The 24,268-nt window shown below is 60.8% G+C and carries 11 protein-coding genes; 6 read left to right on the top strand and 5 right to left on the bottom strand.

Features of this window, described 5'->3' with window-relative positions:
• Positions 1 to 105: 105 nt before the first annotated feature.
• The 5 genes from ACSFCA_RS25900 to ACSFCA_RS25880 all read right to left on the bottom strand — a co-directional run bounded on the left by ACSFCA_RS25900 (position 106) and on the right by ACSFCA_RS25880 (position 4,520).
• Positions 106 to 477 (bottom strand): JAB domain-containing protein, encoded by a 372-nt coding sequence (locus tag ACSFCA_RS25900; RefSeq protein ID WP_435477454.1) that lies wholly within the window; start codon positions 475 to 477, stop codon positions 106 to 108.
• Positions 478 to 863: 386 nt separating this feature from the next.
• Positions 864 to 1,922, bottom strand: a complete 1,059-nt coding sequence (locus ACSFCA_RS25895) for a PIN domain-containing protein (protein WP_435461519.1) — start codon at positions 1,920 to 1,922, stop codon at positions 864 to 866.
• Positions 1,923 to 2,047: 125 nt separating this feature from the next.
• On the bottom strand, positions 2,048 to 2,869 hold the full coding sequence (locus ACSFCA_RS25890; RefSeq protein ID WP_435477453.1) for an abortive infection family protein: 822 nt from the start codon (positions 2,867 to 2,869) through the stop codon (positions 2,048 to 2,050).
• Positions 2,870 to 2,920: 51 nt separating this feature from the next.
• Positions 2,921 to 3,931 carry a nucleotidyl transferase AbiEii/AbiGii toxin family protein gene (locus tag ACSFCA_RS25885; RefSeq protein WP_435461517.1) on the bottom strand — a complete coding sequence of 337 codons (1,011 nt, stop codon included), beginning with the start codon at positions 3,929 to 3,931 and terminating at the stop codon, positions 2,921 to 2,923.
• Entirely contained in the window at positions 3,924 to 4,520 is a 597-nt protein-coding gene (locus ACSFCA_RS25880; RefSeq protein WP_435461516.1) for a DUF6088 family protein, read from the bottom strand. The genes ACSFCA_RS25885 and ACSFCA_RS25880 overlap by 8 nt, the downstream gene beginning before the upstream one ends.
• Before the next feature lie 345 nt (positions 4,521 to 4,865).
• Here ACSFCA_RS25880 and ACSFCA_RS25875 point away from each other — a divergent pair, with 345 nt between their 5' ends.
• The 6 genes from ACSFCA_RS25875 to ACSFCA_RS25850 all read left to right on the top strand — a co-directional run bounded on the left by ACSFCA_RS25875 (position 4,866) and on the right by ACSFCA_RS25850 (position 24,236).
• A complete protein-coding gene (locus ACSFCA_RS25875; RefSeq protein ID WP_435461515.1) occupies positions 4,866 to 5,042 on the top strand; it encodes a type II toxin -antitoxin system TacA 1-like antitoxin in 177 nt (58 codons plus the stop codon).
• Positions 5,043 to 5,060: 18 nt separating this feature from the next.
• On the top strand, positions 5,061 to 10,391 hold the full coding sequence (locus tag ACSFCA_RS25870) for a DEAD/DEAH box helicase (protein WP_435461514.1): 5,331 nt from the start codon (positions 5,061 to 5,063) through the stop codon (positions 10,389 to 10,391).
• A gap of 6 nt (positions 10,392 to 10,397) precedes the next feature.
• Positions 10,398 to 13,247 carry a helicase-related protein gene (locus ACSFCA_RS25865; protein ID WP_435461513.1) on the top strand — a complete coding sequence of 950 codons (2,850 nt, stop codon included), beginning with the start codon at positions 10,398 to 10,400 and terminating at the stop codon, positions 13,245 to 13,247.
• 4 nt (positions 13,248 to 13,251) lie between these two features.
• Entirely contained in the window at positions 13,252 to 18,192 is a 4,941-nt protein-coding gene (locus ACSFCA_RS25860; protein ID WP_435461512.1) for an Eco57I restriction-modification methylase domain-containing protein, read from the top strand.
• Between the two features lie 56 nt (positions 18,193 to 18,248).
• Positions 18,249 to 20,183: a hypothetical protein gene (locus ACSFCA_RS25855; RefSeq protein ID WP_435461511.1), complete on the top strand. Its 1,935-nt coding sequence runs from the start codon at positions 18,249 to 18,251 to the stop codon at positions 20,181 to 20,183.
• A 75-nt stretch (positions 20,184 to 20,258) separates the two neighbouring features.
• Entirely contained in the window at positions 20,259 to 24,236 is a 3,978-nt protein-coding gene (locus tag ACSFCA_RS25850; RefSeq protein ID WP_435461510.1) for an RNA-directed DNA polymerase, read from the top strand.
• The last annotated feature ends 32 nt before the right edge of the window (positions 24,237 to 24,268 follow it).

The raw sequence follows: 24,268 nt of genomic DNA, 5'->3' as shown, positions 1-24,268 counted from the left end.
CGCGAACTCGCCGACCTGCGCCGAAATGCCAAGCCAAAGCTGGTTTCAATACGTAAATAGACGAATACGGGGGTCACAGGCTCCCCCGTGTTGACACCCTCGAAATCAACATAATGGGTGGTTGTGCACCAGGACAAGCGCCGCCGCATTGCGCGCCAGCGACTCCTTGACAACCTCCCGCGGATAAACCGACGCCTGGCTGACCGTGCCGCGGAACAGTTCGACGTATTCGATCAGCCGGTTCTGCGCATCGAGCATCAGCACCGCAAACACCTCGTGCTCCAACGCCCCGAGCTTGACCCGCAGGAAGTCGCGCACCACCTGCGGCGACGACAACACCTCGCGCCCCTGCAACTGCTGCCCCAGCAGCCGCTGCGCGGCCTGCAGCACCTCGCCGGCATCGGCCGGCCGGTAGTCGCCCGCGACATCGCGAACCAGAAGAACGGAAGAATCGAAAGAGAAGAGATCGTGCGCCATCGTCGGCTCCATGAATCGGGCGGGATTGCCCGAGACCGGCACCAGCACGGCGCAGCGCAGTGGTCAGGGTTCGAAGACGGCCGCCAGGACGCAAGCGCACAACCACAGGGCAGGGCGCGCAGACCTTGACGACGAGAACGGCGTGATACGGTGAAGGGAACAGCAAGCCAGCCACCGCCACACTCCCGTTTCCGGATGGGCAAGCGAAGCGCGCAGCGGGGGCACGCGCGAAGGCGTCAGCGATGGATGCCGAAGGGGCGAGACGCCATCAGCGGCTCGATGCGCAGCACAACAGCGCGACCCGGCGATGCCGGGTGACGCACAAGTACGGGTGGTGCTCTCAAGCTGACTGAGGTCTTTAGGCATGTCGGCAGTTGAGCAACACGCTAGGTATACAGCTCGTCCCAATCCTCGCCCCACATCCAGCGAATGGCCGACAGCTTCCCATTGATCATTCCCCATTCGAAGTCGCTGTATGGACCGTGGTTGCCAGTTCCAAGCTCGCGCTCGGCCTTCTTCGCGGACTGGCAGGCACCTTTCCAAACTTCGTCAATGATTTCCGAATGGTTGTACCCCTTGGTTTTGGACCACTTCTCACGCGAGACCACTTTCAACTTGCCTTGCTTGATTTCCCACGCGCGATTTTTGTGACGGTTATGCCAGACCTGCAGCGTGAGCCGGTGTGCCGCTTCCTGGATTTCGGCCAGTGAGCGTGGCTCGGTCTCCAATTCCCGATCCCAGTCCACGTACTGCATCTGCTGCGGATCAATCTTGCGCAGGCACTCGCCGAGGTTGATGTAGTACAGCGACTTGATCTTGGTGAAGCCGCCAGCGATATCGGGGTGCGGCAGCTTCGCGTTGCCTCCAATAAGGCTGAAGTCAAGCTTGTTGTGCGTGACGAATGCAAACCGATCGCCAGCCTTGCCCTTCTTCACACAGTCGAAGTAGGTCTCGATCAGCACGGCGTCAGCCATGGAGTTCTTGTTCTCATGATGGCAAGGGGCTTTGCGATTCAAAGCGCGGTCTGCGGCGCGCACCTTGATTTCGTTGCTTGCCTCAATCGGGATTGCGGTCTTGAGGATCGTTTCGATGTGCTTCAACGTCCCTTCCGCTGCCCCTCCCAAGAGGGGGATCTGGTGGTTGGCGTTCATGAGGTAGTCGAGCACCTTGACCTTCTCGCGCTGCTCACCCGTCGTCTTGCGTATTGCATCCGATACAAGGTGGAAATGGGTTTGCAAACTCTTGGCGCTTGCCTTCGACACGCGATCCCTGTTCGTCAGAAATTCGGTTAGTACGATCCGCGGCACGAGGATGTTTATGCGCCCCCCCGACAGCAACCCGACGAGCAATTTGAGGAGAGGTGTCTGCTTTTGATCCTCTGCGAGGGACAGCCATACACTCGTGTCGATCAGAACATTGAACATCGCTTCCTTCGGCTTAGTCAATTTGGGCCCCTTGGTGAGCGCCAGATCGGTGGGACCTGGGTAGGCATTGGTGTGGCTTCTTCGGATAGGGCTCTTCGTTTGTTGCTTGTTTACTGCACAGTAAATTTGACAGTTTTCTGAACAAGCTAGAACGGTGCATCGTTCGCGAGGTCTGCAGTCGTTTGGGATGAAGTCGTTGGTGTCGCCTTGGCCTCGAGCGATTTGATGAAACGCACCGAGCTGGCCACATGGTTGAAAATGAGCAGACTTTCCTCGTAGTTGAGGATCGGGTTGTCGTGCGCCAGACTCTTGTTGTTGCGCACGTCGTTGAAGGCCTCCAGCACGGAGATGCTGGACTTCAGGATGCGCTCAGTCATCAGCGATTCAAGCAGCCCGGCGTCGCGCAAGCGCTTCACGTACTCACCAAAGATGCTGTGCAGCGCCTTGTCGCGATTGATCTCGACACCGCGACGCGCGCACACGGTGCGCAGATACTTGATGACGAAGGTGTGCAGGCGATCCAGGGCGGCTTCGGGCTGGTTCTTTTCGATCGCTTCGCGCACGTGCTGCGCCACAGTCTCGAAATCGCGCTCGTCGGCCGTGGCCGTAAGGGCGTCCAGCTCGGCCACCGGCGTGTCGTTCAACATGCGCGCAGCGATCTTCCAGCAGTCATCGGTGAGGTCGGTCAATCCCGCTTCATTGCCCAGGCAGTCTTCGGCCTGGCCGTACTGGATCAGTGCTTGGATGACTTTGCCGACAAGGTGGTTGCCTTCGGCTGCCCAGAAGCCACGCAGACGGTTGGCCTTCGAGGTACCGCGTTCGCGGTAGATCGCTGCGTCGATGTCGCGGCGCGTGTGCTCTTCAAAAAACTCGCTGAAGGTCCGGTCCGAGAAGTCGAGCACATAGCCGCTGCCCATGCGGAACAGGCGCTCCAGCTTGCGCCGTTCAATGGAAGAGATGTCGGCCATGATGTTCCTGCCGTACATTGACGGCATCCAGGGCGCCCGATCGTCTGCGCCTCATGCCGCATTCGCTTTCTGTTGGATGGCGTGGCATTGACGGAGGAGGGCGTCGAAGGGTTCGACCCCATCGAGGAACAGACCATCGTCGACCATGTGCTGGTAGTCGGCGGCCAACCTGGCCAAGGCACCGTCGTCGGGTACGAGGCGCAGACCGCCCGAGACGGCGGCGTGGTAGTCGATCGGTTCTCCATCCGGGCTCTTCTCCGCAAAGAAGATGCTCTTGTGATCGGCCACCGCCTTCGCCAGCGCCGTGTCCGTGATCGCCGAGTCAGCGAAGCCTGCGGCATCCAAGCGGGTCACGTCATGCCAATGACGTGCAAACCGGTCACCGCCCCGAAAGACGCCTTGCGCGCAAAAGACGTGGATCGCCGTGGCCTTCTCCCAGAAGGTGCGCTCGGCGCGCATCACCTGCGGCGTCGCCTCGGGAAACTCCACGCCCCTCAGGTGTGCGGCGGCATCGCAATGGACGGAGCGCAGTTCGCAAGGCTCGCCAGTGGATCGCGCGCCGAACTCGAGCATGACTGTCGGCGGCACGTAGCCCGTTCCCGAGACCAACGGCGTGTAGTCGATGAACACCTTGTCGCCTTCGGCCCGGGCTGTGGCGGGCAGACCATGTTGCCCAAGGCTCTGCTGGAGCCGCGGGACGACTTCGGTTGTCACCCAGTCGGCCAGACGGGTGCGGATCTCCTTGCTCCATTTCTTCTCCTGGCTCTTGCTGGCTGGGAGCGGCGTGCCCGCATCTCCGATCAGATCACCGGCGATCGCGCGGATGTCGTAGGTGAGGTCCACGTCCTCCGAGAACCGCTGGATGACGCCATAGGCCTTAGACAGGGAGGTTCCACCCTTGAAGACGAGATGAGGCGCATAGGGCGCGGCGAAGAGGTGCCGCAGGGACCACACCACCCAAACGTCCTTTTCCAACAGGTGAGGAGGGCGCCCGGACGCATTGGCGGCCTGGGCAAGGGCCTCCAAGCGCTCGCCGGCAGAAAGCTCGAAGAACTCAGCCACGCGGTACCAGCGCGCTCACCTCCTGCGCCATCCACGTCGGCAGGCGCGCGCGCGCCGACGCCACGTCCCTCATCTCGGCTGGTGGCAGTTTGGCGCGTAGCGCCCGCAGCGCGGCGCCGGCCTTTTCTGGCCCCAACCATGCCAGCGCTCGCACCACATCGCCAGCGGCGCGGCCAGGAAAGATCAGCTGCCACACCGGCGCATGCCGCAACTCCACGGTCTGGGCGCCCAGCTTTAGACGGCGGCTGGGGCCGGACGTCAGGTAGACGGACCGCATCGGCACCTGAGTCGTGAGCCCGAGCGCATTGGCGGCGGACGCTCCGTGCGACACGATGGTTTCCCCCCGCTGGCTGGCGAGCCCCTCGACCATCTTGGCGGTCGAGGGCGCACGGGAGCCGAAGCGGCTCTCGACCGGCAGGACATAGATGCCCCGGCCAGCGCGCAGCAGGGCGCCGCGCTGCACAAGGCGAGACAGAACCTGGTCCACTGCGGCCCGGGTCCCCAGATGCAGCAATTCCTTCGCGACCAAGGGCGTGCCTTCCGGCAACCCGGCGGCGTGTTCCAGAACTTGTTTGGCGAGGGTCTGCATGGCGATAACTTTAGAGGTGGTAGAAGTATGACGTATTTTCTGACAGTTTTCAAGGCCCCTGTTATGCAGCGATGGCGGGAACAGTCACAGAGCGGTCTTGCCGCCACAGTCACACGACCTGACTCAGAACCTGATTGCCGGCGACGTCAGGCGCCGCCTGCTTGGCGGCCCCTCTGGCTGCCGAGCAAGGCGCGGCAGAGGGCCCCTATCGATGAGATCGACGGAAAAGTGATGCATAAGGGCTTTCGTACAAGTCTCATCCATGCCTAAGCATTCAGGCGTCACAGCTGACAAGTACTTACTTTTCGCGTTACATTTGCGGTACATCCTTTGACGAGCAAAGCCATGGAACGAAAAACCGAAACCCTCAACCTGCGGGTTACACCCGAGCTGAAGGAATTAATTCGGATTGCGGCTGAGCAAGAGCGACGAACGATTGCTAACTTCATCGAAGTGCTGGTCAGACAGCACTGCAGCGCGCAAGGTCTGAGCGCAGAAGTCAAGCGTGCTGAGAGCCGCTGAGCCAAACAGGGAGCCGACATGGATGTTTTCGAGTTTAGAGAGCACATCGTTAGTGAATACGAGCAGTTCACTCGTAGCTTCACGCGCATTCGCGCGGATGACATTCGCGACTATGTGGATGGCCAGTACGCCAGTCAAAAATATTGGCCAGAGCCGCTCATCCAAATCAATCCAAACTTCAAATCGGGCGGGACGGTCGATGAGTTCGTTGCAGCCGGTCAGCTAAACGCTCAGTGCGCCGACATCTTTCGTCTTGGAAAAACCGCCTCGTCGGAGGGGGTCTCGCTTCCCCTGCACAAGCACCAAGCCGAGGCCATCAGCTTGGCTGCAGCGGGAGAGAGCTATGTGCTGACCACCGGGACGGGCTCCGGCAAGTCCCTGAGCTATTTCATCCCCATCGTTGATGCCTGCCTGAAGGCGAAAGCAGTCGATCCCAAGCCGCGCACGCGGGCCATCGTCATCTACCCGATGAACGCGCTGGCCAATTCGCAGCTGGAAGAGTTGAAGAAGTTTTTGGGTTCAGTCCTGGGCGAACGGGCAGTGACCTTCGGGCGCTACACAGGGCAGGAGTCCGACGAAGAGCGGCAGGCCATGGCTGCGAATCCGCCCGACATCCTGCTCACCAACTTCATGATGCTCGAACTGCTGATGACCCGGCAGAACGATATCGACAAGGCGGTGATGCGCAACGCCAAGGGTCTGCGCTTCCTCGTACTCGACGAACTGCACACCTACCGTGGTAGGCAGGGCGCAGACGTTGCGCTGCTCGTTCGCCGCGTGAGGGAGGCGCTGGCCGAAAGCCTCATCTGCATCGGCACATCGGCAACGATGGCCACCGAGGGTACGCAGATGGCACGCAATGCCGTCGTCGCCGGTGTCGCCTCTCGCCTGTTCGGCACCAGCATCCCAGACCGGAACATCATCACCGAAACGCTGCGCAGGACCACGCCTGAGCAGGATACGCTGACCACTGTTGCGGGAAGGCTTGGAGACGCTATTCGCGCTGGTGTACCCGCAGGATCCGTCTTCCAGGCGCTCGCAGCACACCCAGTCTCCGTATGGGTAGAACTGACGCTGGGGTTGACCTACGAAGGCGACAAGCCGCGCCGCGCTCGTCCGCGCACACTGGCAGAAGCCGCCAGGCTTTTGCACGAGGCGTCAGGCGAGACGACGGACACCTGTCTCGACTACCTCCAACGCTTCATGCTGCTGGCCTACGCGGTCACTGACGAGTCGGGCAAGTCGCTGTTCGCGTTCAAGCTGCACCAGTTCATCGCTGGTGGCGGCAAGGTCTACGCAACGCTGGAGGCACCCCGTCACCGCGCCATCACGCTCGATGGCCAGCAGTACGTGTCAGGCGACAAGGACCGATTTCGCCGCTACTACCACGTCCATTTCTGCCGAGACTGTGGGCAGGAATATTTGCCTGTCTGGGATGCTGAAAGTCCGGAAGGTCGAACTTTCAATGCCCGCAGCATTGAGGAGCGCCAACATGGCGACGATCAAGTCAAGTTCGGCTTCCTGCTACCCAGTCTGGACGGATGGGACCCTTCTGACCCCGAACGCTACCCAGAGGGCTGGGTGGAAGAGCGCGTGGACGGTGAGTGGCGCGTCAAACCCGACAAACGCAAGTTTATTCCGCAATCCGTCAATGTCCGTGCGGACGGAGTGACAACGACAGAACTCGGGCTCACCGCGTGGTTCATCCCTGGCGCGTTCCGTTTCTGTCTCGCATGTGGCACTGCCCACGCTACCTCTGGCAAGGACGCGCTGCGTCTGACCTCGTTGTCGGGCGAGGGACGCAGCTCTGCCACGACCATGCTGACATTGTCGGCATTGCGCTACTTGTACGAGCAAGACCAGCAGCTCTCGGCAGATGCCAAGAAAGTCTTGGGTTTCTCGGACAACCGCCAGGATGCTGCGCTTCAGGCCGGTCACTTCAACGATTTTCTGCAAGTCCTGTTGACCCGCGCTGCGCTCCTGTCGGCCGTTAACAAGGCCCCGTCCAACGTGCTGAGCGAGAAGGAGGTCGCCAATGCGGTTTTCGAAGCGCTCGGCTTCCACCGCGATGATTTCGCTGTCCGGTCGGAGTACATGCAGCAGCCCGAGGTCAAGGGCAACACTAGACGGCAAGTTCAGGAGGCCATGCGCGGCATCCTTGGTTACCGAAGCTACTTCGATCTGCGTCGTGGTTGGCGATTCAACAACCCCAATCTGGAACAGTTAGGGCTGGTGCGTATCGACTACCAGGACATTGACGACCTAGCCGCCGATGCCGCCGAGTGGGCGAATGCACCGCCGGTGCTGCAAGCCGCCAAGCCGAGCGAACGCGCCTTGGTGTTGCGCGCCTTGTTCGATTTCATGCGGCAGGGGCTGTGTATCGCCACTCGCTACCTTGACCGCACCGAACTGGACCAGCTCCGTACGCAAAGCTACGCCAATCTGTGCGAGCCATGGGGCTTCACGGAGGACGAGCGCCCACAGCCTGCGAAGTGGTTCGTCACGAGCCGGCCCAAGGAAGAAAGCGACCGCAGGGGCCGCCGTGTCAATCTGGATGACTTTCTCGTCATCGGCTCCAGCCGGTCCCGGCTGGGCAGGGACCTGCGGAAGAGTAGCACTTGGGGCGGCGCCAATCCGTATTACAAGCAGGTAAATGACCAAACATACCCGGATGTCATCGCTGCACTGCTGAAGGCCGCCGAATCCTATGGACTGGTCCGCAAAGAAGATACAGATGTCGGTCTCACCGGCTGGCAACTGAATGGCACAGCGTTGGTCTGGGCGCCGGGCTCGGGTGCAAGCCAGCGTCAGGCCAACGACAACACATTCTTCAGAGGCCTCTACAAGAACATCGCAAACCTGCTTGACAGCCCGGTTCACCAGCTCTTCGATTTCGAAGCTCGCGAGCACACCGCTCAAGTCGAGCAGGACGACCGGATGGAGCGCGAGGCCAGGTTCCGTTTCACCGAGAAAGACCGAACGGAGTGGCAGAACAAGAACGGCACGCCCCTTGAATGGCTCCCGGTATTGTTTTGCTCGCCCACGATGGAGCTGGGCGTCGACATCTCGTCACTGAACACGGTGTACATGCGCAACGTCCCGCCTACACCGGCGAACTATGCACAGCGTAGTGGCCGAGCTGGCCGGGCAGGGCAGCCAGCGTTGGTCATCACCTACTGTGCCGCCCAGAGCCCACACGATCAGTATTACTTCCGCGACCCCGTCCGGATGGTTCATGGTCAAGTGAACGCGCCGACGCTCGACCTGGCCAACCTGGAACTCATCAAGAGCCACATGCATGCCATCTGGCTGGCAGAAACCGGCAAGAAGCTTGGCAACAGCGTACGCGACTTGCTGGATATGAACCAGCCAGAGTCCCTTCCTGTGACGGAAGAGATGGCGTCGGACCTGGACAAACCCGATGCGAAAAAGCGAGCGCACTCGCGAGGCCTCAAGGTCCTTAGCATGCTCAAGACCGAGCTCACGCCGCAACGTGCACCGTGGTTCAGCGACGCATGGGCCGAGACCGTCTTCCAGCGTTCATACATCGAGTTCGATGCGGCCCTGCAGCGCTGGCGCGACCTCTACCGTGCCACGGCCCAGGCCATCGACTTAAATTTCAAGATCGAAAACAATCCCGCAGCGAGCGAGCGCGAACGGCGTGAGGCCCAACAACGCCACAACGAAGCTCGCAAGCAGCGTGACCTGCTACTGGCCGGTGACAGCGCCTTCAACAGCGACTTCTACACCTACCGCTACATGGCCAGCCAGGGCTTCTTGCCCGGCTACAACTTCCCGCGGCTGCCACTGCTGGCTTATCTGCCTGCACGTCGCGGTCATATCGGCCGCGAAAGTTTCCTGTCACGCCCACGCTTCCTGGCACTTGGCGAGTTCGGCCCCTACAGCCTCATCTATCACGAAGGCAGCCAGTACAGGGTCATCAAGGCCCTGCTGACCATAACGGGGCAAGATCAGGTCAGTGACGGCGCACGCCTGCCGACGGATGTTGCCCGTTTGTGCCCCGCCTGCGGCTACGGCCACTTCCGCTCACAGCGCGATGCTGACCGCTGTGTTTCCTGCGGCGCATCGCTGGACGGTGCCCAGGAGGTCAAGAACCTTTACCGAATCGAGAACGTCTCCACCAAGCGGGCCGAGCGCATTACCGCAAACGAGGAAGAACGTGTTCGACAAGGCTACGAGATGCAAACCACGCTGCAGTTCGCCGAATCAGACGGCAAGTTGCAGATGGTGACAACGATCGCGAGTGACGACCAAGGCCCCTTGTTGGAACTGCAATACGGCCCTGCGGCCACGGTGTGGCGCATGAACTTCGGCTGGCGCCGCCGCAAAGAGAAAGCCATTCAAGGCTTCATGATGAACCCCGTCACGGGCCATTGGGTTGGCGGCGTTGACGACGGCAGCGGTGAGTCTGAGGCGGAAGGCGACGCCCCACCCGACAAGACACCGCCGCAGCGCATCGTTCCTTACGTTGAAGACCGCCGAAATATCCTCATCGTGCGACCACACTACCGGCTCGGTGTTCTGTCTGCAGAGACGCTGACCACGCTGCAATATGCCCTGAAACGTGGCATCGAGGCGCTGTACCAGCTCGAAGAGAGCGAGCTGATGGCTGAGCCCCTCCCAACGCGTGACAACCGTCAGTCCATCCTCTTCTTCGAGGCCGCAGAGGGTGGTGCAGGCGTGCTGACGCGTCTGGCAACGGAGCCCAAGGCGATGGCTGAAATCGCTGCCAAGGCGCTGGAGGTCATGCACTTCCTGCCACCCGTACCTGGGCAACCCTGGCTGCGCAAGACCTTGGAAGAGGAGCGTGATACCGACGGTCAGCCGCTGTGCGAGGCGGGTTGCTATCGATGCCTGCTGTCGTACTACAACCAGCCGGACCACACGCTCATTGACCGAAAAGACAAGGATGCCGGCGGCCTGCTGCTGGACATCCTTTGTCGACTGACGTTGGCCAGCACCGAGCAAGGTACACAAGGCCGTGCGCCTGAGCAGCACGACGCTGAGCTGTCACGCACGGCTGGCAGCAGCCTGGAGCAGGCGTGGCTTGCCCATGTCAGCGACAACGGCCACCGCAAGCCGGACCGCGGCCAACACACGATTGCCACTGCGGGCACTTGCGCGGACTTCTTCTACGACGACCTCCATCTGGCTGTCTTCATCGACGGCCCCCATCATGATGCTGAGGGCCAGAAGCAGAAGGACGCCGACATCAATCGCAAGCTCGATGAACTGGGCTACCTGGTCGTGAGGTTCCCCAAAGAGACCACGGCATGGCCCGACATCTTCAAGAACAACACGGACCTGTTTGGTCCCGGCAAGAACTGAATCGATATGAATGCACCCCTGCCGGAGTTCCTTCCGGGAAGCCTGATTGCCGCTCGCGGCCGCGAGTGGATCGTGCTGCCCGAGTCCGACACCAGCACGCTGCACCTGCGCCCCTTGAGCGGCGGTGAGCGCGACGAAACCCTCATCTTCCTGCCCTTGGAGCGCCTGCCGGTTCAACCGGCAACCTTTCCTTGGCCCACGGTCGGTCAGGCCCGCAATCACTCGGCCAGCCAGCTGCTGCTGGATGCCTTGCAGCTCAAACTGCGCAGTGGTGCAGGCCCGTTCCGAAGCTTCGGCAACATCGCTGTTGAACCACGCGCCTACCAACTCGTGCCGCTGTTGATGGCACTGAAGCTGCCCACGGTGCGTCTTCTGATTGCTGACGACGTCGGTATCGGTAAGACCATCGAGGGAGCTCTCATCGCCCGTGAATTGCTTGACCGCGGCGAGGTCCAGCGTCTTGCCGTGCTCTGTCCGCCTCATCTTTGTGAGCAATGGCAGCGTGAACTGGCCGAGCGCTTCCACATCCACGCGATGGTGGTGCGCTCGAACACCGCCGACCGGCTGGAGCGTGATCTGCCCCCTGGCACGTCTTTGTTCGACGCGCATCCTTTCACCGTGGTGAGCCTGGACTACATCAAGTCCGAACGCCGACGCGAGGCCTTTCAGCGCTTCTGCCCCGAGTTCGTCATCGTGGACGAGGCGCATACCTGCACGCAGGGCGGTCAAGGCCGGCAGCAACGCTATCAGCTCCTCAAGGGGCTGGCCGAGGACGCCGGCCGCCACATGGTGCTGCTGACGGCCACGCCACACAGCGGCGACGAAGAAGCGTTCTTCAATCTCTTGGGTCTGCTGCGTACTGACTTCACCCTGCTTAAGGACCTGCCGAGTACCCAGCGTAGCGACCTGCGCGAGGCACTGTCGCGCCATTTCGTCCAACGGCGCCGGCCCGACATTGCTGAGTGGCAAGACTCGTCCATGTTCCCGGACCGCAGGACGGCTGAGATAACCTACCGCCTGACCGGTGCCTGGGGACAACTGTTTAATGACGTGCTGGTCTACGCTCGCGAGCTCGTCGAACGCGCCGAGGGGCAGGGCCTGCGTGAGCAGCGCATGAATTGGTGGGCTGCACTGGCCTTGCTGCGCTGCATCTCGTCGTCGCCTGCGGCTGCCGTCAATTCGCTGCGAACACGGCTGCATGGTGTTCAAGCAGACGATGCTGAAGCCGAGACGCTGTCCCTTGAAGAGTTGGAGCTGCAGGCCAGTGACCGGGTGCTGGACGGTGCGGACGACGCACTCTCAATCGACGACATCGAGCCCGGTGCGCAGACCGAAGACTCGCAACGACTCCAGGCACTGATTGCCGCCGCCGATGCACTGGCCGGCAGTCAAAACGACCCCAAGCTGGCCAAGTTGCAGGAGCACCTGACAGTGCTACTGAAAGATGGCTTCCAGCCGGTCGTGTTCTGTCGCTACATCGCCACGGCACACTACTTAGCAGCCTACCTGAGCAACAAGTTCAAGTCCGCCAAGGTCAAGGCTGTGACCGGGGAACTCACACCTGGCGAGCGCGAAGCCGCTGTCGAGCAACTGGGTGAAAGCGAGATCCGCATCCTGGTGGCAACCGACTGTCTCTCCGAAGGAGTCAACCTTCAGAGCCTTTTCACGGCAGTCGTTCACTACGACCTAAGTTGGAACCCCACCCGTCACGAACAGCGTGAAGGCCGAGTAGACCGCTTCGGTCAGAAGGCTCGAGAAGTTCGCAGCACCATGCTATATGGTGAAGACAACCCGGTCGATGGTGCCGTGCTTCAGGTCATCTTGCGCAAGGCCGAGAGCATCCGAAAGGAGTTGGGCGTTCTGGTGCCCATGCCCGATAACGAGGGCAAGCTGACCCAGGCGCTGCTGAACGCTGTGCTGCTGCGCAAGGGCACAGCCATCAATGCACAGTCACAGCTCGATCTGTTTGGCGAACCCGCCAAACAGATCGAGCTGGCATGGCAGAGCGCCAAAGAAAAGGCCAAGCTGAATCGCTCTATCTTTGCCCAACGTCGTCTGAAGCCTGAGGACGTGTTGCCTGAGTGGCGCAAATCGGCTGCTGCACTAGGTGGCGAAGCTGATGTCGAGCGATTCGTCAGTCGCGCAGCCGTCAAGCTGGGCGCACCGCTGGAAATTGTTCGCGGGCATTTCAAGCTCCTGACCGAGCACCTGCCGCAGTCCATTCGCGAACGCCTCAGTGCGGAGGGCATTGAAGGCACGCTACGCATCGACTTTCATCAACCCGCCGCACAGGGTGCGCTGTTCATTCACCGCACCCACCCGCTGGTGGTGGTGTTGGCGGACACGCTGCTCGAAAGGGCACTCGACGCCACGAACGGCGCGAGTGACGACAGCTCAGTCGCCCGAGCCGGTGCCGCCTTCGTCGGCAACGTCCCGCTCAAGACCACCGTGCTGCTGCTGCGGATGCGCCATCAGCTCAGCGTCACGCACGGCAGCCAGACCCGGCTCATTCTCTGCGAGGAGTCCGTGGCTGTGGCTTCGGCAGGTGCCACCCCGTTTGAGCTGCTGGCCGCCGACCAGGCTCGCGAGCTGCTGGGCTCCGAAGCCACCCGCAACATGCCGCCACCCCTGCGAGACCGTCAATTGCAAACGGCGCTTGATGGACTGCCAGCATGGCAGCCGCAACTGGAAGCCATTGCCAAAGCACGCGCCCAGGAGCTCCTGCAAGACCATCGACGTGTGCGCGAAGCGGCTGACGCCAAAGGCACCTACCAAGTGACCGCCAGCCTACCGGTGGATGTGATGGGCGTCTACGTGCTGGTCCCTGCCGCTGCAGCCCAGAGCGAGGGAGCCTGACACCATGGCGCGCAAGAAAATCACCACCCTGGCTTACCGCGCGATCCGCATCGAAGGTGGGCTCATCCCCGCAGACGAGCTCGCCCGCCTGACCACCCTCGCCGAGCCGGCTTCAACCGAGCAGACGGAGGCGCAGTACCGGATATCTAAAGGCCTCAAACTGCGCGATGAGATCGGGCGCGACTTCAAGATTGCTCTGAGCCTGTGGAACGACTTCAAGGCGTTGCGCAGACGCACCGACGTCAACGCCCACGATGTGACCGTCCGGGAGTTGCTGCTGCCCTTGATGCGCGAAGTGCTGCACTTCTCAGACATCGGTCGTTGTGCGGCAATCGAAAAAAATGATCATAGCTACGCCATTGGCCATGCCGCCGAGAGCGGCTGCGTGCCCATGGTGTTCGCCGCGCATGACCAGCCACTGGATACGGCGGCCGAGCGCTTTGGGGAAACCAACCCAGACACGGGCAAGGTTCGCCGGCGCAGCCCCTACATGCTGGCTCAAGAGGCCGTCAATGCCTCCGATGCCTCTTTGTGGGCCATTGTCACCAATGGTTTGACGCTGCGCATCCTGCGCGACAACCCCAGCCTAACCCGGCCGGCCTACATCGAGGTAGATCTGGAAGCGCTCTTCACTGAAGAGCTGCACCCCGACTTCACCGCGTTCTGGCTCCTGGCGCACGCCAGCCGATTTAGCAGCCCCCCGGGTGAGCCGACCAATTGCGTGTGGGAACGCTGGCGAGCAACGGGCCAAGCTGCGGGTGTCACCGTGCGAACCAACTTGCGCTTTCAGGTGGCCGATGCTTTGCGTGCTCTTGGAACCGGCTTCCTCTCGCATCCCGCCAACAGTGAGCTACGGGCGGCCCTGCAACGAATGGACGGGGAGGATGGTGCCCTGGGTCGCCAGGCATTCTTTGAAGAACTGCTCCGCTTGGTCTATCGGCTCATTTTTCTGTCCACGGTCGAAGACCGAACCGATCAGACCAGCGGGCGACGCCTCATCTTCACGCCCGACGCGCCGCCTGAAGTGCAGCAACGCTATCTGTCCGGCTATTCGATGACTTGGCTGCGCGAGCGGGCTGTGCGGCGCAGCCAGCACGACCGGCACGCCGACCTGTGGCAGGCGCTCGGTATCACCTTCGGCTCATTGGTAAGGGGTGAAGCGCATCTGGGTCTTCCCGCGCTTGGTGGCCTCTTCAATGCGGACCAATGCGCGTGGCTCGATGGCACACAGTTGGAAAACCGTTGGCTACTAACTGCGGTTTTCCAGTTGGGGTGGTTCCGTGCCGACGGCGGCCTGACCCGCGTCAACTACCGAGACATGGGCCCGGAAGAGCTCGGCAGCGTTTACGAAAGCCTGCTGGAACTGGTGCCCGACCTGCAGATGCTGTCACAGCCCTCAGCAGCTCGTCTGGCCTTCGTCGGCGATGGCGACAGCGAAGGCAGCACCAAAGGCAACACTCGCAAGCTGACCGGCAGCTACTACACGCCTGACAGCTTGGTGCAAGAACTCATCAAGACGGCGCTGGAGCCTGTCATTGCGGATACGGTTCGCGCCAACCCTGAGCGGCCTGTAGAAGCCTTGCTTGGCCTGACCATTTGCGACCCGGCTTGCGGCAGCGGCCACTTCTTGCTGTCTGCAGCCCGGCGTTTGGCTGACGAAGTGGCCCTGCACCGTGCCGCTGCGGAGCGGGAAGGCGGAGCCCCCGCGCCGGTCGACTACCGCCATGCCCTGCGAGATGTGGTCAGCCACTGCATTTTCGGGGTGGACAAGAACCCCATGGCCATTCAGCTGACCAAGACGGCGCTTTGGCTGGAGGCCTACTCGCCCGACCGACCGTTGAGCTTCATCGACCATCACCTGCGCATAGGTGACGCGCTGCTCGGTGTGCTTGACCCGAAGGTGTTGGAGGATGGTATCCCCGACGAAGCCTATGCCGCGCTTTCCGGAGATGACAAGACAGTGGCTTCGGCACTGAAGAAGCAGAACAAAGCCGACCTCAAGAGCTGGCGTTCAATAGCCAGCGGCGACTTGGTGACTCAAGCTGGCCTAGTCGCCCAGGCCGTGACCGCTGAGACACTGGACGATGACACTACTGAACACTTGGCCGCCAAGCGCCAAGCTTGGCATGAGGTCGATGCCGCAGCTCACCATAGCGGCTTCGCGCGCGTAGCTGATATTTTCGTGGCAGCCTTTCTGACGCCCAAATTGGCGGAGACGAAGGCGACGGTGCCGCTTTCGAGTCATCTATGGAGTGTGCTGAGCAATCAACCCTCCCTGGCTGAGGTGGAAGACGCCGCCCAATCGATATGTCGCCAGCTCGGCGTGTTTCATTGGTGGCTGGCCTTTCCGCAGGTAGCTGCGGCCGGTGGCTTCTCAGTGATGCTGGGGAATCCTCCATGGGAGAGGTTGACTCTCAAAGAAGAAGAGTTTTTCGCGAACCGTAGTCCACTTATCGCGCAAGCCCAAAATAAGGCGGAACGAACGAGGCGCATCAGCTTGCTGGCGCGCGGCATGTTGCTGCATACCGTAGCTCCCGATTTGGAGGCTGCGGAAGGGTTGAGCCCCCCTAGCGCGACCGAGCAGGCGCTCTATCACGAGTTCGCATTGGCGCATCGAGCTGCCGATGTGTCAAAGCACTTCTCACGCGAAAGCCGGAGATATGTGCTGACTGGTGCTGGCGATGTCAATACCTATGCACTTTTCGCAGAAACCCTGCTGCAAGCGACGTCTTCGCGCGGCCGTGCCGGGTTCATAGTACCCACCGGAATAGCCACGGACGAGTCGACCTCGGCGTTCTTTTCCCACGTTGCAACGGGTAGCCGACTGGCGAGTCTGTTCGATTTCGAAAACAGTGATGCGGTGTTTCCCTCCGTCCACCGCAGTTACAAGTTTTCTTTGTTGACCCTTGGCGCCGCGACGCAGTCCGAGTTCGTTTGTTTCGCCACTAAGACAGAACATCTAAACGACGAACGCCGCCGCTTCTTTCTCACCCCGGACGAGTTCGCCCTCATCAACCCGAACAGCCGTACATGCCCGGTCTTCCGCAGCCAACGCGACGCCGAACTGACCAAGAAGCTGTATCGAGCTGCACCCGTTCTCCTTCGAGACGACGAACCGAGCACGAATCCATGGGGCATCGAACTCGGACGGATGCTGCACATGTCCGACGACAGTGATTCGTTTCAGTCGTTGCCGGGAGAAGGATTGGTAGCGCTGTACGAAGCCAAGATGGTTCACCAATTTGACCACCGCTGGGCGACCTACGTCGATGCGCCCGACAAGCCGGGTGGCCTGGAGACCGTCGACTCGAGCCCTGTACAGAAGGCCGACCCCGCCTTCACCGTGCGTCCGCGCTACTGGGTGCCTGAGCGCGAGGTGCTGGCCCGTATCGCGCGCGTGCCGACCCGTGTGGCGCGTGCTTGGCTGGCGTGGCATGCGGCGACTGCCCAGGCAGCTACGCAAGACAGCGCGCTGCCCGAGCTGTTGTTGGCCCTCGCGGCCTGGGTGGCTGGAGAGTTGTTCACCCGCGCGACAGGGGAACTCGAGGTAGCAGAGGGCTCGCAAAAACGTGTTCTTCCCCATATCGCCTCCATCGAAGCGCAGCTCAAAGCCAGTTTCGAGCCCCTCTCCAAAGCTCTGTTGGGTACCGGTCTTACCACCAAGCAGGCCCTGACCGAGTTCCCGAAATGGGCGTTGCAGAACCTCGATGCGCGCATGTCCGATAGCGAACTTGAAGCCATCGGTCAGGTATTCAAGCAAGTGCCGATGGAGAAAGCGCTGTTGGACTTAATAGATGAGTGGCTGGATCGACGTAGCCCACAGTGGCTCTTCGGATTCAGAAATATCGCGCGCAGCACCGATGAACGCAGTTTCATCGCCTCGGTGATGCCTAGGCTTGGTGTCGGGCATTCGATGCCGCTTTATCAGGTCTCCACCGCTCCTGAATTGGCCGCCGCACTCCTTGGAATGCTGACATCACTCTCGTTCGACTACGTGGTCCGTCAGAAACTGGGGGGCACCAATATGACCTTTGGCTACGTCGAGCAGTTTCCGACGCTGCTTCCAAAGCACTTTGAGAAAACCGACCTCGATTTCATCGTTCCGCGTGTGCTCGAACTCACTTTTACCGCCCACGACCTGCGGCCTTGGGCTGACGCTCTTGCGGCCTTCGACCCCCGCTCAGCCACCGAACGTGATCAGCCTTTTGCCTGGAATCCCCCACGCCGCGCTCAACTGCGTTCCGAGCTGGACGCCTACTACGCCCGCCTCTACGGCCTGACCCGCGACGAGCTGCGCTACATCCTCGACCCTGCCGACGTGATGGGTCCCGACTATCCCAGCGAAACCTTCCGCGTGCTCAAGAACAGCGAGATGCGAGAGTTCGGCGAGTACCGTACCCAGCGCTTGGTGTTACAGGCCTGGGACAAACTTGACGCCGCGCCTGTTCAGGTACCGCTGGCTGCTCCAGCCGTCACTTCTCAGTTCTCCGAGCTGGGGATGATTCGCAACGAGGAAGAGGCGTTGCTTGCTGGACTCATCGTTGCGTTGGTCGAGTCCCGACCGGAAGGAATTTCTGTGTCCGAGCTTCAGTTCCTCGTCGCTCGTTCGGCGAACGCGGCGCAGTACCTGGACCCGTCGGACGCGCGGCGTTTCACGGAGCTTTCCAGCCTATTGGGCATTTCAAACGCTGCAACGCAGTTGTTGAGCCGCGCTCTCCCTATCGTCCAGCGCCTGGAGTCCGTCGGCGTCCTCACTCGCCAAGCTCGCGCCGGCGAGGCTGCATTCACTCGAGGTGAGGCAGTACCGCCCGGAGATGTCCGTCAGGTTCCGGAGCATGGTGACGTCGCCCGGCTTCTCGTAGCAGCAGAGTCGCGACGTTTGGAATCTGATCGTGCAGGAACGTCGGACAGCGAGCAGCCGTCGAAGTCTTCAGGAACAAGGTGACACATATGACAAAGCAATGGCTTGAGGGTTACGAACCAGTCCGAAGGCAGCCTCGGATGTGGATCGAGACGCTTTGGCTGGTGGAGTCCCGTGAGCCTTTGTCAGTGACTCGTACGATCGAGCTGCATCCTGGCCTGAACATCGTTTGGGCTCGAGAGTCGACGTCCACGGAGACATCAGGCCTGGCCAGCGCAGGCCACGGGGTTGGGAAGACTTCGCTGTGCCTGCTGATGCGGTACATCCTGGGCGACGATGCGCCAGCCATTTCAACTTTGCGTGAGAAGGCGTCGGCGGGCTTCCCGAAAGGTGGCGTTGCCGCCAAGGTGCATGTGGACGGGACAGCATGGCTGGTGTATCGCCCTTACGGGGCTTACAGCCATTCCCTCGCAGCGCCTTGCGAGGCGTTGGAGTCGCTGGTGCAGGGCGCTGTCCCCAATGAGTTCCAAGAATACCTTGGCGCCCTGGAACTGTTTTCGATAGGCCGTCTTGCCGCGCAGTCGCTGCCGGGTACCAACCAACCGCTCCGATGGCGTCACCTGTTGGCTTGGTGCATCAGAGATCAACGGACGCGCTTTGACGGCTTCTATCACTGGCGAGACGGCGAGGGGCTTGGATTTCTTCGTTCCCGACGTGACCCGCCGCTATTTGTCGGCTCGGTGCTGGGCTTGGTCGATGCGGGCTTGGACCAACTGCTTCGCGACCTTGAGTCGAAACAGGGGAAGTTCGATAAGTCCAAGGAGCAAATTCCAGAACTGGAACGCGCTCCGGTCTATGCTCTTTCACATGCGGAGCGGCAGTTACGCGCCCGTATTCGATCCGGTGAGGACGAGCCTGTGTTCGAAACCATACTGGGTGAATCCATCGAATCTCGTGTTCGAGAAGCTCTCGCTTCAGCAGAGACGTCCGAGGCGGCGTGGGAGAGTGATGTCGGCCTAGCGGAACAGCTGCTTGCTCAAGAGCAGCTTCATTTGGCGCACCTGAACGACAAGTTGAAGTTGGCCGAAGTTGAGGTGAGTATCGCCAAGGCGCTCGTGGAAGCAAATCAGGCGGACTTTGAGCGCTTGACGAAAGTGCGTGAAAAGTTGGCGTGGCTGGACGGCCGATGTGACCATGGCGACGTTGAATTCTCTGCGTGTCAGCACATTCAAGCTCGCAAGAGCACGGTTAATATGACCTGGTTCCGAGATGGCAAGGAAGTCCAGGCCAACGCGCCCGAACGGGCACGGAATTTTTCCCAGTGCCAGGCAGACCAGGTGCGCGCCGAGTCTGCGGTGACCGTTCAGCAGAAGCGGATATCAACTCAACAAGCAGAGCTTCGGCGTCTGCGAGTTCGGGTCGCAACTAGCGAAAGTTCTCGTTCGCTCCTCAAGACGTCATGGGCGGAGCTTCAGCTCCTGCACACACAAAAAGAGCAGGGCATCGAGTCCGCAGAATTGATCAACGCGCGTGGGCTTCTCGCACGGCTGGAAGGTGAACTGAATGGCCTCCGATCAACCTTAGCTAGTCGTCGGTCACAGCAGTCAGCTCGTGCCGACGCCATCAAGGCACTGACAGCACTTGTATCGACAAGGCTTCTTGGGGCGTCGGGCCATGCTCGATTCGTGCAGGATCATGAATATCGACCTTTCGAGGTCGCAAGGGGCGGTGAGGCCTATCAAGTTCTTGAAGTCCTTCTGGGTGACATCGTGTGCTTGCTTGACTCAGCGACATCCGAGGCAAGCAGTCACCCAGGCTTTTTGGTGCACGACTGTCCACGTGAGGCCGACATGAGCGATGTGCTCTACCGAGAGTTCTTTCTCGTGGCAGCCGAGGCGGCGGAACAACTCGGTAGAGACAACGGGGCGCCATTCCAGTTCATCGTGACAACGACATCGCCACCCCCCGAGAAGGTTCGTGGTGAGTTGTATGTCGTGCTCGAACTGGAGCCAGGATCCGACGAGAAGTTGTTGTTCAGGCGCGAGCTTGTGCCGGAGCTCCCAGGCTTCCAGTAATCCGTGAAAACGACGCTTATGCGAAAGCGTGCTTTGAAGCGAAGAATAACTTGAACAAGAAGAAGGAGGGGGTACATGTCAGTTATTAAGGATGCGTATCTGGAGCTGGCGCTACACGGTAGCAGCCTTGCCGATGTGGTTGTGCTTTCCCAGGCCTGGAAGAAGTCTCACGCATTCATCCGCCGTCACAACTGGTATGCCGACGTGCTGGAGTTGGATGCATCGACGGTCGATCTCGAGGACCAGCTTTTGCGCTGGGGTGCTGACGTCAGTCAAGACAGCTTTCGCCCGAACGAATTGCTTCTGGTGCCCGCCCCGAAAATTGCGAAGTGGGAGTTCAGGTCCACCCCGGTTGTGCAATCACTGGAAGACCTCCTCGACCTGGACATCGACAGCCTCGGCTCTGAGCCCACGTTCGATGACTGGGCGCCCAAGACCAAAGTGAGCGAGCCTGGCGCCGATGCGGCCTCAAACAACCTGACTCAAAAGCTGCGCCCCTTGGCACATCTGTCTATCCGTGACCAGACACTTGCCACGGCCGTGATGATGTGTCTGGCGGAAGCCGTTGAGACGGCGCAGGGCGACACGTCCGGAAAGGACGTACTGACGATGCGCGAGCGGGGCGTGGTGAGCTATGGCAACCGACTTCAGTGCAATTGGGTCGAGCAGCCCAACGCGCCTTCTCGTGCCAAGTTTTCTTGGGGTAACAGTCGAACCTACCGTCAGTACTTTCAAGACTATCGTGCGTTCCTGGCAAGGCCGCGACAAGTGTGCGCCGAGTTGCTGTCGCAGTTGCCGCCCAGACGCGAGCTGTTTGTGGTTTCTCTCGACATCAAATCTTTCTTCGACAGGATCGATACGGCGGCACTCTTGCAGGAACTCCGCCGGATTGAAGTGGAGCATCGGCAGGCCTTCGGGCTGCCTGACAGGACGGCAGCGGATGAGGCGTTCTGGCAGCGCGCCGAGCGCATCTTTCGTTGGCAGTGGCGGTCGGAAGATCACAAGCAAGCAGAGCTGGTTTACGGGGCTGGTCAAGAAGAGCTGGAACTGGGCCTGCCACAAGGGCTGGTTGCCTCCGGTTTTCTGGCGAATGCGTACCTGCTGAGGCTGGACCGCCAGCTTTATCAAGCAGCAGCTCAGACAACCAGCGTCGGTAACGATGTCAAGCTGCTCGACTACTGTCGATATGTGGACGATATGCGCATGGTCGTCGAAGCCCCCAGCGGCACGGGTGGCCTGGGACAAGATGCGATCCTGAGGCTCGTGGTCGCATTTGTCACCGACGCCCTAAAGAGCCACAGCGAACTGCTGAAGGCACAGAAGGTTCTTGAACTGTCGCCCGACAAGTGCGTTGTGACGCCCTACCGCTCGATTTCGGCTCAGAGCAACATGTCTGCCCTCATGGACGTGCTCAACGCGGAACTCAGCGGAACCTTCGACCTGGAGTCGCTGGCCCAGGCTGCTGGCGGGCTCGATGGCCTGTTGTGGATGTCGGACCAGATTGACGATGCTGAGGAGCCCAAGCCCTCGCGACTGCGTTTAGCCACTGTCGCGGCGCCCAGCACGGACGTACGCGACGACACGGTCAAGCGCTTCGTGGCGACGCGTTTGGCACAGCTGATGCGACATCGCCTGGCGATGACGGATGCCACTGCACACACGTCCGCTGGCAACGTGCTCAGCGACCGTGTGACCAATGGCATGGCCCTGGCCCATGAGTTCGAATCCACGGCGCGCAAGCTCATCAAGTGCTGGGCCGAAAACCCATCACTGGCCCTCTTACTGCGCTGCGGACTGGATCTGTTTCCACATCCCAGATTGTTGTCGCCGGTTACCGAAGCGCTCAGCGTCAAGTTGTTCTACCCTCAGGTCGGCCTCAATTCAGCTCAGCTGAGGCAGGTGCGGGTCGCCGAGTACGTTCTCGCAGACCTTCTGCGCGCAGGTGCGGTCGAAACTGGCTTTCGTGCAGAGGAGGACTATCCCGAGTCCGTCGATATTGCCGGCTATAGAGAGGATTTGGGCGCACTGGCTCGTCGTGTTGTTCTTGAGCGTGCGGATTCCCCCTGGTATCTGCTGCAACAGGCGCATCTGTACCTGTCCTCCATTGGCGATGTCTCGCTGGCGGTGACGGACGAAAGCAGCTTCGCATTGGTCCAGCCTTACAGGGCGCTCAACCGCGCAATCATGTTCGAACCCGCGCATTCCGAAGCGCTGATGGAGGTGCTTCCGTTGGCGCTTGTCGCCCAGCAGTTGCACCCCAATCCGAGGCGATTCGGCGTCTGGTTGGCAGAAGGCCTGCGTCTAACCAAGGACGACGCCATGCAGGCGGAGGTGGTGACGACCGTCTCGCTTCACCGACCAGACCTCATGTTGGCGGCCTTGAATGGGCGGGGCAGCAGGGCTCCGCGCTGGCGCAAATTTGTGCCCCCCGCACTGATAGAGACCAGCAAGCGAACGTCTTCCCGCCGCACCAGTGGGGCGCGCCGGAGTGTCCGGCCGCTCCATCACGTCATGATGGAAGCCGACAATGTGTTCGCGCAGGAGAACGGAGTCCTGATGCTTGCCAAGGCACTGCTCGGCGTAGACGGCATAGAGGCGCACCTGAGCTCAGGCTTGAGCGCGATGGACATCACGCTCGCCTGCGACGACTGGACACGGGTTCATGCGCTGCCCGACGAGAAGGATTTCTTGTCTGTGCAGCCCTTGGTGCGCACCGAACCGGCAAGTCCTCTGTACGGCAACCCACCTTGGGTCGACGACGATAGTGCGTGGCTATACGGATTGGGCCGGATTCTGCGAGCGGCGCTGACCGGCGAGTTTGACTTCACGAGCCGACGCTACCTCGTGACTGAGGAGGTAGGTCACTACACCGGTCTTCGGAGCAGCTGGTTCAAACGCAGATTCGGGCTAATGAACTCTGGGCGCGGACTGTTGGATGAACCGGGGCCTGTGTCTCCGTGGCTATCGGGGTTGCTTTCCACATTGCTGCGCTGGCCTGGGGTCGAGTTTCGTGCGCATCACGCAGCCGCGGCAGGGACGGCCCGAACAGCCGATGAGTTGCTTGCGGTATTTGAGGAGCGGATTGCCGTACAGCGGGCCCTGTTCGGGACGCGAAGCAAGACACCTATGTACGTTGTGCCCACCGACGACCACGCGCCGTTACAAGACAGGCCCTTGCGTATCGCCATCGTTCAGCCGATGCGTCCACGCAGGGACGAGTTTGATGTCAAGGACCCCACGCACTGGACCCCCGGTGTCCTCGCTGAGCACCGTAGGCATTTGGCGGAGGTTTGCAGGCTGACTTTTCAAAAGCTTCGAACCTGGGCCTCGGCACAGAGCTCAAAGTCGGCCGGCGAAGAAGGGGATGGACCGATCGTGGATGTCATCTTGTTCCCAGAACTGGCCGTACACCCCGAGCATGTTTTTTTGCTTCGCCGACTGTCCGACAAGCTTGGCGCGAACATCTTCACTGGGCTGACGTTCCAAGCGTCGGCCAAGCTGGGCGCACCGATCAACCAGGGGCTGTGGTTAATACGCACAGAGTCTCCCGATCATGGTCGCAGCATCCAGTACGTGTGGCAAGGCAAGCTTCATCCGATGAAGCTGGAACGAGCGATGGGAGTGAAGGGATATCGGCCACACCTGACGCTGGTCGAACTACCGGTCGGCTCGAAGACGCGAACACGGATTGCCGCTGCCATTTGCTACGACGCAACAGACCTTGACTTGGTTGCCGACCTTCGGGATCGATCCGACGTGTTCTTGGTGGCAGCACTCAATCAGGACGTCCAGACCTTTGACAACATGGTGGCGGCGCTTCACTTTCACATGTATCAGCCAGTGGTGTTGGCCAACTCCGGCGAGTTCGGAGGCTCCACTGCCCAAGCGCCGCTCCCGAAGCATGAACGCCTCATTGCACATGTTCATGGGAACAACCAAGTCGCTGTAAGCGTGTTCGAGGTTGACCCCGCGCCCTTCAAATCGACCAATCCTGCAAAGGCGCCGAAGGAGCTCAAGGCAGCGCCGGCCGGCTACAGGGGAAGACCGTCGTGATGCGTCCTTCGGCTGAACGGCCAACACACTGC

Origin of the sequence: Variovorax multivorans (assembly GCF_051216835.1) — a bacterium.
In the GTDB taxonomy this organism is placed as follows: domain Bacteria; phylum Pseudomonadota; class Gammaproteobacteria; order Burkholderiales; family Burkholderiaceae_C; genus Variovorax.
This window is presented reverse-complemented; position numbering and strand designations above follow the sequence as displayed.